General features: G+C 69.2%; 14 protein-coding genes. 8 read left to right on the top strand and 6 right to left on the bottom strand.

Annotated features, from left to right (window positions below; translation table 11 throughout):
• Positions 1-221 precede the first annotated feature (221 nt).
• Positions 222-662 carry an Hsp20/alpha crystallin family protein gene (locus P0R32_RS14285; RefSeq protein WP_276237700.1) on the top strand — a complete coding sequence of 147 codons (441 nt, stop codon included), beginning with the start codon at positions 222-224 and terminating at the stop codon, positions 660-662.
• 55 nt (positions 663-717) lie between these two features.
• Here P0R32_RS14285 and hisH read toward each other — a convergent pair whose 3' ends face one another.
• Complete coding sequence (gene hisH / locus P0R32_RS14280; RefSeq protein WP_276237699.1) at positions 718-1,362, bottom strand: imidazole glycerol phosphate synthase subunit HisH; 645 nt, start codon at positions 1,360-1,362, stop codon at positions 718-720.
• A gap of 197 nt (positions 1,363-1,559) precedes the next feature.
• Between hisH and P0R32_RS14275 the strand changes: the two genes are divergently transcribed.
• Together P0R32_RS14275 and P0R32_RS14270 are read left to right on the top strand one after the other, a co-directional pair.
• Positions 1,560-2,012: an Hsp20/alpha crystallin family protein gene (locus tag P0R32_RS14275; protein ID WP_321170908.1), complete on the top strand. Its 453-nt coding sequence runs from the start codon at positions 1,560-1,562 to the stop codon at positions 2,010-2,012.
• 295 nt (positions 2,013-2,307) lie between these two features.
• Positions 2,308-2,784, top strand: coding sequence for a hypothetical protein (locus P0R32_RS14270; RefSeq protein WP_276237697.1), 477 nt, complete (start codon positions 2,308-2,310; stop codon positions 2,782-2,784).
• Between the two features lie 32 nt (positions 2,785-2,816).
• On the opposite strand, the gene leuS is transcribed toward P0R32_RS14270, so the two are convergent.
• Positions 2,817-5,474 carry a leucine--tRNA ligase gene (gene leuS, locus P0R32_RS14265; RefSeq protein WP_276237696.1) on the bottom strand — a complete coding sequence of 886 codons (2,658 nt, stop codon included), beginning with the start codon at positions 5,472-5,474 and terminating at the stop codon, positions 2,817-2,819.
• A gap of 159 nt (positions 5,475-5,633) precedes the next feature.
• Between leuS and P0R32_RS14260 the strand changes: the two genes are divergently transcribed.
• On the top strand, positions 5,634-5,873 hold the full coding sequence (locus P0R32_RS14260; protein WP_276237695.1) for a DUF7535 family protein: 240 nt from the start codon (positions 5,634-5,636) through the stop codon (positions 5,871-5,873).
• A 33-nt stretch (positions 5,874-5,906) separates the two neighbouring features.
• Here the strand turns inward: P0R32_RS14260 and P0R32_RS14255 are convergent, their stop codons facing one another.
• Positions 5,907-6,899 carry an ornithine cyclodeaminase family protein gene (locus P0R32_RS14255; RefSeq protein WP_276237694.1) on the bottom strand — a complete coding sequence of 331 codons (993 nt, stop codon included), beginning with the start codon at positions 6,897-6,899 and terminating at the stop codon, positions 5,907-5,909.
• Positions 6,900-7,126: 227 nt separating this feature from the next.
• Here P0R32_RS14255 and P0R32_RS14250 point away from each other — a divergent pair, with 227 nt between their 5' ends.
• The gene (locus P0R32_RS14250) at positions 7,127-7,453 is read left to right on the top strand and encodes a hypothetical protein (RefSeq protein WP_276237693.1); all 327 of its coding nucleotides are present in this window, start codon (positions 7,127-7,129) and stop codon (positions 7,451-7,453) included.
• Between the two features lie 132 nt (positions 7,454-7,585).
• Positions 7,586-8,095 carry a hypothetical protein gene (locus P0R32_RS14245; protein ID WP_276237692.1) on the top strand — a complete coding sequence of 170 codons (510 nt, stop codon included), beginning with the start codon at positions 7,586-7,588 and terminating at the stop codon, positions 8,093-8,095.
• A gap of 105 nt (positions 8,096-8,200) precedes the next feature.
• Here the strand turns inward: P0R32_RS14245 and thsB are convergent, their stop codons facing one another.
• The 3 genes from thsB to P0R32_RS14230 form a co-directional block, all read right to left on the bottom strand.
• Positions 8,201-9,841 carry a thermosome subunit beta gene (gene thsB / locus P0R32_RS14240; RefSeq protein WP_276239414.1) on the bottom strand — a complete coding sequence of 547 codons (1,641 nt, stop codon included), beginning with the start codon at positions 9,839-9,841 and terminating at the stop codon, positions 8,201-8,203.
• Positions 9,842-10,058: 217 nt separating this feature from the next.
• Entirely contained in the window at positions 10,059-10,478 is a 420-nt protein-coding gene (locus P0R32_RS14235) for a DUF7383 domain-containing protein (protein WP_276237691.1), read from the bottom strand.
• Between the two features lie 55 nt (positions 10,479-10,533).
• A complete protein-coding gene (locus P0R32_RS14230; RefSeq protein WP_276237690.1) occupies positions 10,534-10,707 on the bottom strand; it encodes a hypothetical protein in 174 nt (57 codons plus the stop codon).
• 89 nt (positions 10,708-10,796) lie between these two features.
• On the opposite strand from P0R32_RS14230, the gene P0R32_RS14225 reads away from it, so the two are divergent.
• Both P0R32_RS14225 and P0R32_RS14220 read left to right on the top strand, forming a co-directional pair.
• Positions 10,797-13,238, top strand: coding sequence for a penicillin acylase family protein (locus P0R32_RS14225; RefSeq protein ID WP_276237689.1), 2,442 nt, complete (start codon positions 10,797-10,799; stop codon positions 13,236-13,238).
• Positions 13,235-13,558 carry a hypothetical protein gene (locus P0R32_RS14220; RefSeq protein WP_276237688.1) on the top strand — a complete coding sequence of 108 codons (324 nt, stop codon included), beginning with the start codon at positions 13,235-13,237 and terminating at the stop codon, positions 13,556-13,558. The genes P0R32_RS14225 and P0R32_RS14220 overlap by 4 nt, the downstream gene beginning before the upstream one ends.
• Positions 13,559-13,580: the final 22 nt, after the last annotated feature.

Here is a 13,580-nt window from a genome sequence, read left to right as displayed (position 1 = left end):
CGTCGGTGCAGACGCTCCGCGGTGACGCGTCGGGCGACCGTGTGGCTGACAGGCGACGCCGACCGTCCGCACACCCCGACGACGGCGCCGCACACCCGCGGTTCGTCGGGGGCCGTTCTCACCGCACGGTGACCGTGCCCGCGTCATCTGGGATGAACCCTCGCGTATCTCGACCTCGGATCGCCGACAGCTACAAGCCGGGGAACCGGCTACCGACCGGTGTGACCCGACGAACGCCGTTCGACGACGTGAACGACCTGTTCGACCAACTGGGCGAGGAACTCGACGAAGTCGGCGCGACGCTCGGCGGGGCCGCCAGCGCCGCGGGCACCGTCCGAGTCGACGTGCTGGAGCGCGACGACGAGGTCGTCGTGCGCGCGGACCTCCCGGGAGTCGACACCGACGACCTCGAGTTGACCGTGTCCGACCGGCAGTTGACCATCCGGGCGCCAGCAGCGGCGCAGACAGACGAGGAGGGTGCTGCCGAGGAACATCGCTACCACCTGCGCGAGCGACGCACCGGTGGGCTGGACCGCCGACTCCACCTCCCGGCCGCCGTCGTCGAGGAGGAGGCGACCGCGTCGTACGACGACGGCGTGTTGACGGTGGTGCTCCCGAAGCGAACGGCAGCGGAAGAAGGAACCCGGATCGACGTGGAGTGAGCGACTGAGACGCCGTGGGCGGTGTGACAGGGCGTCGGTCGGCGAGCGGGATCTATCAGTCGGCGAGCGCGATCTCGCCGTCGTGGAACGCCTCGGCGTAGTCGACGAAGTTGCTCAGAATCTGTAGTCCCGTCTCGCCGCTCTTCTCGGGGTGGAACTGCGTCCCCATCACGTTCCCCGCCTCGTTGGCGGCGATGGCCGCGAAGCGGCGACCGTACTCGCAGGAGGCGATGGTGCGGTCGGTCACGTCGGCGCAGTAGGAGTGGACGAAGTACGCGTAGTCGCCCTCTTCGATCCCGTCGACGAGCGGGTGGTCGCGTTCGGGCGTCAACTCGTTCCACCCCATGTGCGGCACCTTCACCGAGTCGGGCAGGCGCTCGACGCGCCCCTCGATGAGGCCGAGGCCCTCGACGGTGTCGCCCTCGGGTGCGCCTTCCGTGCTCTCTTCGTACATGAGCTGGAGTCCCACGCAGACGCCGAGGACGGGGGTGTCCTCGGCCTTCTCGACGAGCACGTCGTGGAACGGCTCGGAGTTGGCGACGCACTCTTGGAACGCGCCGACGCCCGGGAGCACGAGCGCCTCCGCGTCACGGATCGCGTCGGGGTCGTCCGAGACGGCCACCTCCGCCCCGGCGCGTTCGAGCCCCCGGCGCAGGCTCCGGAGGTTCCCCACGCCGTAGTCGATGACGGTGACGTTCATACCGGACCTGCGGGGTCGCCGGTGAAAACGGTTACCCGTCGACACCCGGACCGCCGCGTCGCTCTCACGTCGAACTCGACGGTTCTCGCCGGAGTGGAACGCCCGAATTCCGGCGCGTGACGCTGGCTACCACGCTTCCAACTGTGTTTAATATCTGAGCACGCCTGTATACGTCTCGGTAACAATCCATGAGCAACATGACCCCCTTCGACGAGATGAACCGCGCCTTCGACCGCATGTCCCGCAACTTCGGCCGGATGGACCTGAGCGACTTCGGACGCGTAAACTGGGGCGACCTCGACGGGATGCGACGCTCCGGCATCGACATCGACGTCGCCGAGTACGACGACGAGATCGCGGTCGTCGCCGACCTGCCCGGATTCAGCAACGAGCAGATCGACCTGACCGTCCGCGACGGCGTCCTCTCCATCGCCGCCGAGCGCACGATGGAGTCCGACGAGGGCGACGAGTCCGGCGCGTACCTGCGCCGCGAGCGCCGCGCCGAGTCGCTGCGCCGCTCGATCACCCTCCCCGCCGAGGTGATGGAGGACGACGCGAGCGCGACGTACTCTAACGGCGTGCTCACCGTGACCCTCCCCAAGGTCACCGTCGAGGAGGGCTCGGACAGCCACCACATCGACGTCAACTGATCGAGGCGCACCTGACCGAGACTGTCGCCTCGGTCATGTCACTGCAATCGGCCACTCGCCGTGGGTCACGGTCCCCCCGGTCCCCGACACCCTCCACGCTCCAGACACCCTCCGTTTCTTTCCGACTCCGTCTCTCGTCCGATCTCCGTTCTTCGTCCGCTCGCTCGACGCGCAACTACACACCGCGCGCGACGACTGCCCGACCGCGCACAACGACTGCCTGACGAACCACTCCTTCCAGACAGGGGGATCTGCCTCCGTCACCGACTTGGTCACGCTCCTCCTCTGATCGTCTGTGTCTGACGACCGACGCCCCGGAACCGCCCGCGACCGCGCCGTCGCCGCTGCCGCCGCGGCGCTCGTCGTCGCCCACCTCGGCGTCGCCGCCGCGGGCGTCGCGGCGTACGGCGACGTGCCCGGCTGGACCGGTGGGATCGCGGGCCCCGCCGACGGCGGCGTCCTCGTCGCTGCGGTCGCGCTCGCGGCCTCGGTCGGCGCGTGGCTCGGGGGGCGTCCCGCCACCTCGACCGAGCGCGCCCGCCGAGTCGAACTCGCCGGCGGCCTCGTCGTGTTCCCGGGCGCGTGGGTCGCGCTGCTCGTCGCGTTCGTCCCGCGGTCGCTCCTCGTGACGGTGCCGTTCGAACTTCTTCCGCTCGCGGCCAACGCACTGCCGGCGCTGGCGGTGCTCGTCGTCGTGTACGGCTTCGGTCCGTTCGCCGCCGGCGACGACGCTCGGCGCGACGTGGACCTCCGCTGGAACGAACGGAACTGACGTAGAGAATCGGGCGTTGCCGACGGTGGTGCTTACTCCGCGATGTCGATAGCGGGGCGGCCCGGCTCGGCCTTCTTCACCACGTGGTCGTCGGCCTCGTCGGCGGTGAGCACGCGGACCGGCGCCTCGAACTCGCGTTCGATCAGCCACGCCGCGGCCTCCAGCGCCTCGTGTTCGCGCTCGGGCGCCAGTGCGGGCCGGAGCGCCTCGCGCTCGGCCTGCAGGTCCTTCGCGTAGTCGGCGGCGGCGGAGCCGTGGCGCTGGATGTCGGGGTTCTGCATCAACTCGCCCACCAGATTCGGGGCGTCGCTGTCGATGGCGATGGCCAGCGCCTCGTGCTTCCACTCGGGCGCGACGACCACGTCGACCCGTTCGGGATCGTCGATACCCGCCACGTCGACGATGTTACGCACGTCCTCGCGAGTGTTCTCGACCAGTTGCCGGCGCTGCTCTGCCTCGTCGGTGTCGGCGTCGGCGGTCGGCCAGTCGGCGTCGACCAGCAGTCCCTCGTCCTCGCCCGTCAGCTCCGCGTACAGCTCCTCGGTCAGGTGCGGCGCGACCGGCGCCAGCAGCTTCAGCGCGACCGTCACGCCGCGCTCGAACGTGGGTGCGTGCACCTCGTCGACGTAGCCCCGGTAGCTCCGCAGGGTGCCGACCAACTGCTGGGCCTCGCGCGTCGCCAGGTCGAAGCCCAGGTCGTCGAAGTTCTCGGTCGCGACGGCGACGGCGGCGTCGACCTCAGAACGGACGTAGCCGGCCGTGGCGTCGTCCGCGCCGTCGGGGTCGCTCCCGGCGAACGAGCGTACTGTGTCGGCCAGTCGCGCCAGGAACCGGTGGGTGGACTTGACGCCCTCCTCGGACCAGTCGAAGGCGGTGTCCGGGCGCGCCGCCTGCATCATGAACAGACGAGCGGTGTCGGCGCCGTACTCGTCGACGATGCGCTGGGGGGAGACGGTGTTGCCCTTCGACTTGGACATCTTCTCGCCCTCCAACTGGACCATCCCCTGCCCCAGCAGGTTCGTGAACGGTTCGCGGTGCTCCAGCATGTCCATGTCCGCGATGGCTTTCGTCGCGAACCGCGCGTACAGCAGGTGCATCACGGCGTGCTCCAGGCCGCCGACGTACTGGTCGACCGGCATCCACTCGTTGGCGCGGTCGACGTCGAACGGCGCGTCGTCCACGTCCGGCGAGACGTATCGCAGGAAGTACCACGAGGAGTCGACGAACGTGTCCATCGTGTCCGTCTCGCGCACCGCGTCGCCGCCGCAGTCGGGGCAGGTCGTGTGCTTCCACTCGGTGGCCGCGTCCAGCGGGTTCCCGGTCGTGTTGACGAACTCCGGCAGTTCCACCGGCAGGTCCTCCTCGGGCACCATGACGGGCCCACAGTCGTCGCAGTGGATGACGGGAATCGGCGTCCCCCAGTAGCGCTGGCGGGAGATCAGCCAGTCGCGCAGGCGATACTGCGTGTGGAACGCCGCCGAGTCGATGTCGGCGGTCAGTTCCTCGCGGGCCTCGGCGCTCGACAGGCCGTCGTACGCGCCGCTGTTGACGAGGACGCCGTCCTCGGTGTACGCGCCCTCGTTCACGTCCAGCGCTTCGGCCTCGCCGTCACCCTCCGGCTCAGGCGCGACGACGGGGACGATGTCGACGCCCATGCGCTCGGCGAACGCGTGGTCGCGCTCGTCGTGGCCGGGGACGCCCATCAGCGCGCCCGTCCCCACGTCCGAGAGCACGAAGTCGGCGACGAAGACGGGCACCTCCTCGCCCGTCGCGGGGTTCGTCGCCGTCAGGTCTGTCTCAACGCCGTTCGGCTCGTCGCCGTCGGGGTCGGCCACCTCCTCGACGAAGTGCGCCACGTCGTCGTCTTCGGCGGCCAGTTCCTCCGAGATTGGGTGGTCCGGCGCCAGCGCGAAGAACGTCGCGCCGTAGATGGTGTCGAGCCGGGTGGTGAACGCCTCCACCGGACCGTGGCCTTCCACGTCGAACTCGACGCGCGAGCCCTCCTGCTTGCCGATCCAGTTGCGCTGCATCTCGCGGACGCTGTCGGGCCACCCCTCCAGGTCGTCGATGGCCGCCAGCAGTTCGTCGGCGTACTCGGTGATGCCCAGCGTCCACTGGTCCAACTCGCGCTGTTCGACCAAGGTGTCACAGCGCCAGCAGTGCTCGTCCTCGCCCTCGACCTGCTCGTCGGCCAGCACCGTCTCGCAGGAGGGACACCAGTTCACCTCGGCGGCGCGGCGCTCGACCAGCCCCTCGTCGTGGAACTGCTGGAACAGCCACTGGTTCCACCGGTAGTACTCCGGTTCGCAGGTGGTGACCTCGCGGTCCCAGTCGTAGCCGAAGCCCATCGACTCCATCTGCCCGCGCATGGTGTCGATGCAGTCCATCGTCCACTCGCGGGGGTTCGTGTCGCGCTCTTTGGCCGCGTTCTCGGCGGGCAGGCCGAACGAGTCCCACCCCATCGGGTGGAGCACGTCGTCCCCGCGCATCCGCCGGTAGCGGGCGTACGCGTCCGTGATCGTGTAGTTGCGGACGTGACCCATGTGGAGCTTCCCCGACGGGTACGGGAACATCCCCAGCACGTACGTCGGGTCGTCGGCGTCGTCCGGCGTCCGGTAGGCGTCGGCCTCGGCCCACGCCTCTTGCCAGCGTCGTTCGACCGCCGTGTGGTCGTAACCCTCCTCGGACATTTCTTACTTCTCCGTTCGGCCGCTTCGACCCCTATACCTTTCCATCGAACACGGCGGTAGTTGCCAACACGGAGCACGGCGCCTCGGCGGCGACTCGGGCATCCCGAGTCGCTCGATTCGTCACAAGGAGTATGGTGTCAGCGCGCCTATACAGAGACGATGAGCACAGAGGTCGACACGCGCGAGGAAGACGACGACGGCGGGATCCTGACGACGGCGTACCGGACGGTCACGCCGGGGTACCGCTCGCACTCGGACGACGAGATGAACGCCATCGGGTGGGCGATGTTCCTCGGCCTGCTCGTCATCCTGCTCCCGCTGCTCCCGTTCGTCGCCATCGTCTGGGGAGTCAGCAAGGTGATCGAGGCGATCACCGGCGAGAACGACGGCGAGGAGTAGTCGCCGCGGCGAGGATCGGTGCGGCCTCCGGCTTTAGTCGGCGAGACCGAGCAGGTCGAACTCGTAGCCGTTGTCGCGCTCGTTGGCGTGCTCGTACACGACGTGCGCGGCGGCGACGTCCTGAATCGCGAGGCCGGTCGAGTCGAAGACGGTGATCCCGTCGTCGTCGGTGCGCCCCGCGATGTCGCCGACGACGATCTCGCCGATCTGGCCGTAGATGTCGTCGTCCGAGAGGACGCCCGCGTTGTACGGCACGTTGATCTCGCCGGAGTGGGTCGTCTGGTCGTAGTCGTCGATGACGAGTTTCGCGTCGAGCAACACCTCGTCGGCGAGTTCGTGCTTGCCCTCGGCGTCGGCGCCCATCGCGTTGACGTGGGTGTGCTCGCCGAGCGCCTCCCGCGAGACGATGGGGTCTTCGACGGGCGTCACCGTCGAGAGCACGTCACAACTGGCGGCCTCCTCGATGGAGCCGGCGCGCACGTCGAAGCGGTCCTCGAAGGCGTCGATGAAGCGCGCGACGCGCTCCTCCGAGAGGTCCGAGACGATGACCTCCTCGATGTCGCGGACGGTGGAGATGGCCTCCAACTGCGTGTACGCCTGGACGCCCGCGCCGACGATGCCCAGCGACGAGGCGTCCGCGACGGCGAGGTGGTCCGTGGCGACGGCGGCGGCGGCGCCCGTGCGCTTCATCGTCAGTTCCGTCCCGTCGAGGATGGCGAGCGGGAAGGCGTTCTTCGGGTCGGAGTAGATCATCGTCCCCATCACCGTCGGGAGGTCGTAGTCGGCCTCGTTGTCGGTGTGGACGTTCACCCACTTCACGCCCGCGGCGTCCCAGTCGCCGGCGTCGAGGTAGGCGGGCATCGAGCGGAAGTCGCCGTTGTACTCCGGCAGGTCGATGTAGCTCTTGGGTGGCATCTGTGCGTCGCCGCGCTGGTAGGCCGCGAACGCGTCCTCGATGGCCGGGACGAGTTCGCCCATCTCGGCGTTCTCGTGGACGTCGTCGCTGTTGAGCAGCAGCGTCTTCATGCCCGCAATTCTTGCGTCACCCGATTAGAAGGCTCCGATACTGCCGCCTCCGTCTCGACTGGGAGGCCGAGCCGGGAGCCGGTACGTACCGGGGCGGTGTCTCGACAGTCGCGACGGTCGCGCCGATTAACTCGACTTAATCGAGCTTATCGGGCCCCGAAGCGCCCGAATTCGGGTTCTGGGTCTTCACCCCTCTTTACCGCGGCGCCCACAGGGTCGAGTGCAGCATGACACGCACGAAGCTGTTCGCGATCGGACTCGCGGCACTGCTCGCGGTGACCGGCGTCGCGGCCGCGGCCCCGGGGAACGCCCCCGCGGACGCGGGCGCCGACAACAACGGCCAGGCGGGCCCGCCGACGACCCTGCCCGAACAGGTCCCCGACTTCGTGGGCGACATCCACGACGAGATCCGCTCGTTCATCGACGGCAACGTCGAGAACCTCGGGGAGGCCGTCTCCGGCATCGCCAGCGGTGAGGACGCCGAGAGCGGTAACGACGAGTCCAGCGACGAGTCCGACGACGCATCGACGACGACTACCGCGTCCGCGGCGTGACGCGGCACGACGCACCCGCTGACGCAGGCCCTCACGCGGACTGACGCCTGTTTCTGTTCGGCTCGGTCGACCGCCGAGCGAGTCGACCGTTCCGACAGAAGACACTTGTTGCGACGTCGAGCGATCAGTCTCGTGTTGCCCCCCCGCTCAACCGCGGCCTCCGTGCTCGTCGTCGCCCTCGTCCTCACCAGTGGCTGCCTCGGGAACCCGGGACAGCCAACCACAGAGTCGGTGTCGACGGCTCCTCCGCCGACCACGACCGCAACAGCGACCACGACGACGCCCGCGACGCCGACCGAGACGCCCTCCGGAACCGCCTACGCCTCCCAGCGACCGGACCCGAGCCAGTCGGTCACGCTGGAGAACCGCTGGAACCAGACCGTCTCGATCCGTGTGACGGTCGTCCGCGTTGCCACGGGCGAGACGGTGCTGAACGAGACCTTCGCGGTCGACCCCGGCGAGGAGGTCGCGGCGTACAACACCGTCGAGGCGGACCCGCAGGGCATCGAGCGGTTCGCGGTCACGGCGACGGCGCTGAACGCGACCGAGTCCGTCTCGATCGAGACCTCGCGGTGTTACGGCGGTGCCTACGTCTCCATCACCGAGGACGGGGCGTTGTTCGCGACGTACGCGATCTGTTGAGCGGCGGCGCCGCCGCTCGTCGTCGCGGCGTCGAAAGAAGTGGTGTAGTCGGTCGAACGCGGTGCGGCGGTCGGCTTGGGGGTGTGAGTTAGGCTGTGGCCTGCTTCACATCGCGCCGCCCATACCGCCCATGCCGCCCATGCCGCCCATGCCGCCGGGCGCGCCGCCCTCTTCGTCGTCGTTGCCGCCGGTGGACAGGTCGCCCGCGGCGATGATGTCGTCGATCTTGAGGACGAGGTTCGCGGCCTCGGTGGCAGACGAGAGCGCCTGCTCCTTCGCGTGGGCCGTCTCGACGACGCCCGCCTCGAACGTGTCCTCGATGTCGCCGGAGAACACGTTCAGGCCGGCGTGGGCCTCGCCGCCCTCGTGGGCGGCGCGGAGGTCGACCAGCGTGTCGATGGAGTCGAGGCCGGCGTTCTCGGCGAGGACGCGCGGCACGAGTTCGAGCGCGTCGGCGAACGCCTCGACGGCGAGCTGCTCGCGGCCCTCGACGGAGTCGGCGTAGTCACGGAGGCGCGAGGCCAGTTCGACCTCGATGGCGCCGCCACCGGCGACGAGGCGACCGTCGGAGACAGCCGTGGACACGACGTCGAGCGCGTCCTGGACGCCGCGCTCCAGTTCGTCGACCACGTGGTCGGTGGAGCCGCGCAGCAGGAGCGTGACGCCGTGGGCGTCCGCGCCGCCCTCGACGTAGAACAGCTCGTCGGCGTCGTCACGCGACACCGAGCCGTGGCCGAGGTCGTCGGCGGTGGCCGCCTCGACGTCGGAGACGATGTTCGCGCCGAGGATGTTCTTGAGGAAGCTCAGGTCGGACTTCTTCACGCGGCGGGCCGCGAGGATGCCCTCCTTCGCGAGGTAGTGCTGGGCGAGGTCGTCGACGCCCTTCTGGCAGAAGACGACGTTCGCGCCCGTCTGCTTGATCGCCTCGACCTTCGCCTTGAGCTGCTCCTCCTCCTGATCGAGGAACTGCTGGAGCTGGTCGGGCGAGTCGATGGACACCTGCGTGTCCACGTCGGCCTCCTCGACCTCGATGGGGTCGTTCAGCAGGAGCACCTTCGCGTCCTCGACCTCGCTGGGCATGTCGTCGTGGAGCGGGTCCTTGTCGACGACGGCGCCCTGCAGGAGCTCGGACTCGCCGGCCGAGCGGCCGGTCTGGGTCTCCATCGCGATGTTCTCCAGGTCGACGACGTGGGAGCCGTCGTCGGCCTCCACGGTGACCTGCTTGACCGCGCGGTAGATGAGGTCGGCGAGGACCTCCTTCTCCAGTTCGGCGCCCTTGCCGGTCATGGAGGTCTCGGCGACCTTCCGGATGAGCTCCTCGTCGTCGGGGTCGACGGGGGTCGCGATGTCGTCGACCTCGGCGCGAGCCTGCTCGCTGGCGAGGTGGAAGCCCTTGATGATCGCCGTCGGGTGAATCTCCTGTTCGAGGAGGTCCTCGGCGTTCTTGAGGAGTTCACCCGCGATGGCGACGGCGGTCGTCGTCCCGTCGCCGGCCTCGTCCTCCTGCGTCTCGGCAACCTCGACGATCATCTCGGCCGTCGGGTTGTCGATGTCCATCGTCTGGAGGATGGTGACGCCGTCGTTCGTGATGGTTACGTCGCCCATCGAGTCGACGAGCATCTTGTCCATTCCTTTGGGGCCGAGCGTCGAACGAACGGCCTCGGCGACGGCACGCGCCGCGGAGATGTTGTATTCCTGCGCGTCCTTGTCCTTCACCCGCTGAGAGTCCTCTCCCATGATGATCATGGGCTGACCCTGCATTCGTCGCTGGCTCATGTACGGGAGTGAGTGAGGTTGTGATTCTACATAAAACCTGGGGTTCGGTGTGGTTGCGGTTCCACTCCCTTCACCGAACGAGTGATCGCAAGATCGCAGTACGTGGGCCTTGTCTGGAGTGTTATTCGCTGACACACACCACAGATTTACTGACCTCGAAGATCCGACCCGATCTCGTGTTTATATACTACTTCTCGACGGGATCCTTCGGCTGGAATCCCCCCGCCGGCTCCTTCCAGTGGACGCGGACGGTGCCCACCGCGAAGGCGTCGTCGGTGTCGGCGTCGCGTGCGAACGCGAGCGTGTTGGTCCCCGCTCGGAGGTCGGTCCCGGATACGGTGTCCGTCCACAGCTGCCAGCCGTCGTTCGGCGGGATGTCGAAGCCGGTGAGCGGTTCGTCGTTGACGAGCACCTCGTGGCCGTACTCGGCGACGTCGAACGCCTGAATCTCCAGGTACGCCTCTCTGGGGTCGTCGGTCGACACCTCGAACTCGTGGTCGGCGGTCCGATCCCCCGCGTCGTCGGCCCAGTCGAGGTCCAACTGTGCGCCGTCGGGCGACAGCTGAGCGCCGACGTAGACGGTCGCGTACGTCGCACGTTCGGTCATCGTGGCGGAGTTGACCGCCGCACGGCAAAAAGACGGCTCTTCGCGCCAGTTCGGGCTACTCCGCTTCCTGCGGCGGCGCGGACAGCAGGTCTGACTCGATATCTTCGGGCGGGTACTCCGGAAGCGTGTCGTCGTCCAGTGTCTCGATCTCTCGTTCGGCGAGTTGCTCTTCCAGTTGCTCGCGCTTCTTCAGACCCTGACGTTCACGTCCGCGCTTCGTGTCTGGCATTGACAACCGTGTCAACATCCCCCATGGTTATGAATCTTTCCGAGGGTGGTAAACTGAGGACTTATCACACGTCGCTTCCGTCGTCGCGTGTGACCGAACGTTCAGGCGATCTCACGCGGCGAGCGCTGCTCGCCGCGGTCGGCGGCGGGGCGGTGGCGGGCGGCTTCCTCGGCCCCGTGCGGGGCTACCTCTCGGCGTTCGCGCCGCTCTCGGGCGGCACCTGGGACGCCGCGGCCGACGACCCGCCGGTTCGGGTCGACAGCGCCCACGGCGACGCGACCCTCCGCTACGACGACGCCGGGGTGCCCCGGATCGAGGCGGAGACGGAGGCCGCGCTGTCGTTCGCCGCTGGCTACGCGCAGGGCGCCGACCGACTGTTCCAGATGGACCTCCAGCGCCGCCAACTGCGGGGCAACCTCTCCGCCGTCGTCGGCGAGGCGACGCTCGACTCCGACCGCTTCCACGTCGGGATGGACTTCGCGGCGGCCGCCGACGCGACGTGGGCTGAGGTCCGCGACACCGACGCGGGACCGCTCGTCGAGGCGTACTGCGACGGCGTCAACCGCGCCCGCGCGGACCTGCCGCTCCCGGTCGAGTTCACACTCCTCGACTACGAACCCGCACCCTGGACGCCCGCCGATGTGATGCTCGCGGAGAAGCTGATAGCGTGGGGGCTGACGGGGAGCTTCCGGACGCTCCGGAAGGAGACGCTCCGCGCGGAACTGGGCGCCGACGCGGCGACCACCTTGATACCAGACCGTTTGGACCACGACGCAGCGATCCTCGGGCACGACGGCGCGACGAACGACTGGCCGGTGCCGTTGGGCAGCGCCGTCCGCCCGCCTGCGGAGGATGACGACAGGAGCACCCGCGCCGCGCTGGGCACCGATCCGGGACTGGACCGGTGGCTCTCGGGCGTCGAGCCGCCCGCGTGGGCGGGGTCGAACTCGTGGGCGGTGTCTGGCGAGCACACCGCCAGCGGCGACCCGATCATGGCGAACGACCCGCACTTGACGCTCATGGCGCCGCCGGTGTGGTACGAGCAGGTGCTCCGCCACCCAGAGTACGAGGTTCGGGGCGTCACCTTCCCGGGCGTCCCGTTCGTCGTCATCGGCGAGAACGACCGCGGCGCGTGGGGGTTCACCAACGCCGGGTGCGACGTGATCGACTTCTACGAGTACGAGACGCGCGCCGACGGGACGGAGTACCGCTACGGCGACCGCTGGCGCTCGTTCGACATCGAGACACGCACCATCGAGGTCGCCGGCGCGCCGGACGTGGACGTCGACGTGAAGAAGTCCGCCCACGGTGCGGTGCTCGGGGCGACCGCGGGCGGCGACGAGTTCCGCAGCGAACTCGGTGTCGCGTGGACCGGGCTCTCGGCGACCCGGACGACGAGCGCGATTCTGGATCTCAACCGGTCGCGCGGCGCCGCCGACGTCGACGAGGCGCTCCGGCGCTTCGACGAGCCGACCCAGTGCTTCGTGTACGCCGGGCACGACGGCTCGGTTCGCTACCGCGTCACGGGGCAGGTGCCGATCCGACGAACCGACGGCGACGCGGTCGCCGGAAATCGCGTGTTCGACGGCACCGCCCGCGAGGGAGAGTGGGCGGGCTACACGCCGTACGGCGAGTCGTCGTGGGACGGGTTCATCCCGTACGAGGAGATGCCCCACGTCGACGACCCGCCGTACGTCGGCACCGCGAACCAGCGCGTCGTCGACGACGCGGAGTACCCGTACTACCTCGCGGAGGACTACAGCGAGCCGTTCCGCGGCATCCGCCTGTGGGAGCGCCTCGACGCGCTCGTTGACGGCGGCGACGTGACTGCCGCGGACCTCCGCGACCTCCAGCGCGACGTGCACGACGGTCGACTGGCGCACTTCCGGCCGGTGCTGGAGGACGCCCGCGACGAACTCTCCGGCGCCGCCCGCGACGACCTCGGCACCGTTCTCGAGTGGGACGGCGAGGCGGTCGGATCCGAGCGAGCCCCGCTGCTGTTCGTCCACTTCCTCGACGCCTACGAGGGGCGGTTCGTCGCCGACGCGCTCGGCGACCTCGACGGGCGCCGCGACGCCGCCGCGTACGCACCGACGCAGTGGGTGTTGGCGACGCTCGGCGACGAGTGGTTCGACGGCGGGCGCGCCGTCGCCGCCGCAGACGCCTTCGAGAAGGCCCGCGAACGGGTCGGCGCCGAGGGGTGGGAACTGTACCGCGACTACAACCGCACGCGGATCGACCACCCGTTCGACCAGTCGTTCCTCAACTACCCGCGCTACCCGACCGACGGTTCGGCGGCGACGCTGTTCAACTTCCGCGTCGAGGCTGGCGCGGGCAGCAGTTGGCGACAGGTGTGCCCGCAGAACGACACGCCCTCTCGGTGCATCCTCCCCGGCGGCAACGACGGCAATCCGTACGCGGAGTCGTACGACGACCAGTTGGCCGCGTGGGCGAACGGCGAGTTCAAGCCGATGGACCGGGCGATGAGCGGCGACCTCGCGGTGCGGTTCGTCGGAGGTGACGAGGCGTGACCCGGAGTGACCGCGTGACGCGGTACAGCGCGACCGTGCTGGCGGTGGTCGCGGGCCTCGGCATCGCGTCGGTCCACTGGCTCGGCATCGTCGCGGGCGCGGCGCTCGTCGCACTTCCACAGCGGACGACCGTACGGGGACTCGTCGCAGGCGTCGCCTTCGGCGCCCTCACGCTGTGCGTCGCGGCGGTCGGCCTCTTGCTGGTGGGGCCGGACGCACTCCCGGTCGCGCTGGAGATGACGCAGCCGCTCGGCGTCGCCGTCGGCGCCGCCCTCGTCGGCGGCGCGGTGGGCGGCCTCGCTCGCGGCGTCGTGGGCTGACAGGCGGTCCTGCGTCGCGTCG

The sequence above is a fragment of the Halobaculum marinum genome (assembly GCF_029338555.1).
GTDB classification, from domain to species: domain Archaea; phylum Halobacteriota; class Halobacteria; order Halobacteriales; family Haloferacaceae; genus Halobaculum; species Halobaculum marinum.
Note: the sequence above shows the minus strand (reverse complement) of the source record. Positions and strands in the feature narration are given on the sequence as shown.

Bases quoted from the DNA above. Each gene is read 5' to 3' on its own strand.
- thsB (WP_276239414.1), bottom strand. From the start codon at position 9,841: ATGATCATCATGGGAGAGGACTCTCAGCGGGTGAAGGACAAGGACGCG.
- P0R32_RS14255 (WP_276237694.1), bottom strand. From the start codon at position 6,899: ATGAAGACGCTGCTGCTCAACAGCGACGACGTCCACGAGAACGCCGAG.
- P0R32_RS14275 (WP_321170908.1), top strand. From the start codon at position 1,560: ATGACCCCCTTCGACGAGATGAACCGCGCCTTCGACCGCATGTCCCGC.
- P0R32_RS14260 (WP_276237695.1), top strand. From the start codon at position 5,634: ATGAGCACAGAGGTCGACACGCGCGAGGAAGACGACGACGGCGGGATC.
- leuS (WP_276237696.1), bottom strand. From the start codon at position 5,474: ATGTCCGAGGAGGGTTACGACCACACGGCGGTCGAACGACGCTGGCAA.
- hisH (WP_276237699.1), bottom strand. From the start codon at position 1,362: ATGAACGTCACCGTCATCGACTACGGCGTGGGGAACCTCCGGAGCCTG.
- P0R32_RS14250 (WP_276237693.1), top strand. From the start codon at position 7,127: ATGACACGCACGAAGCTGTTCGCGATCGGACTCGCGGCACTGCTCGCG.
- P0R32_RS14235 (WP_276237691.1), bottom strand. From the start codon at position 10,478: ATGACCGAACGTGCGACGTACGCGACCGTCTACGTCGGCGCTCAGCTG.
- P0R32_RS14230 (WP_276237690.1), bottom strand. From the start codon at position 10,707: ATGCCAGACACGAAGCGCGGACGTGAACGTCAGGGTCTGAAGAAGCGC.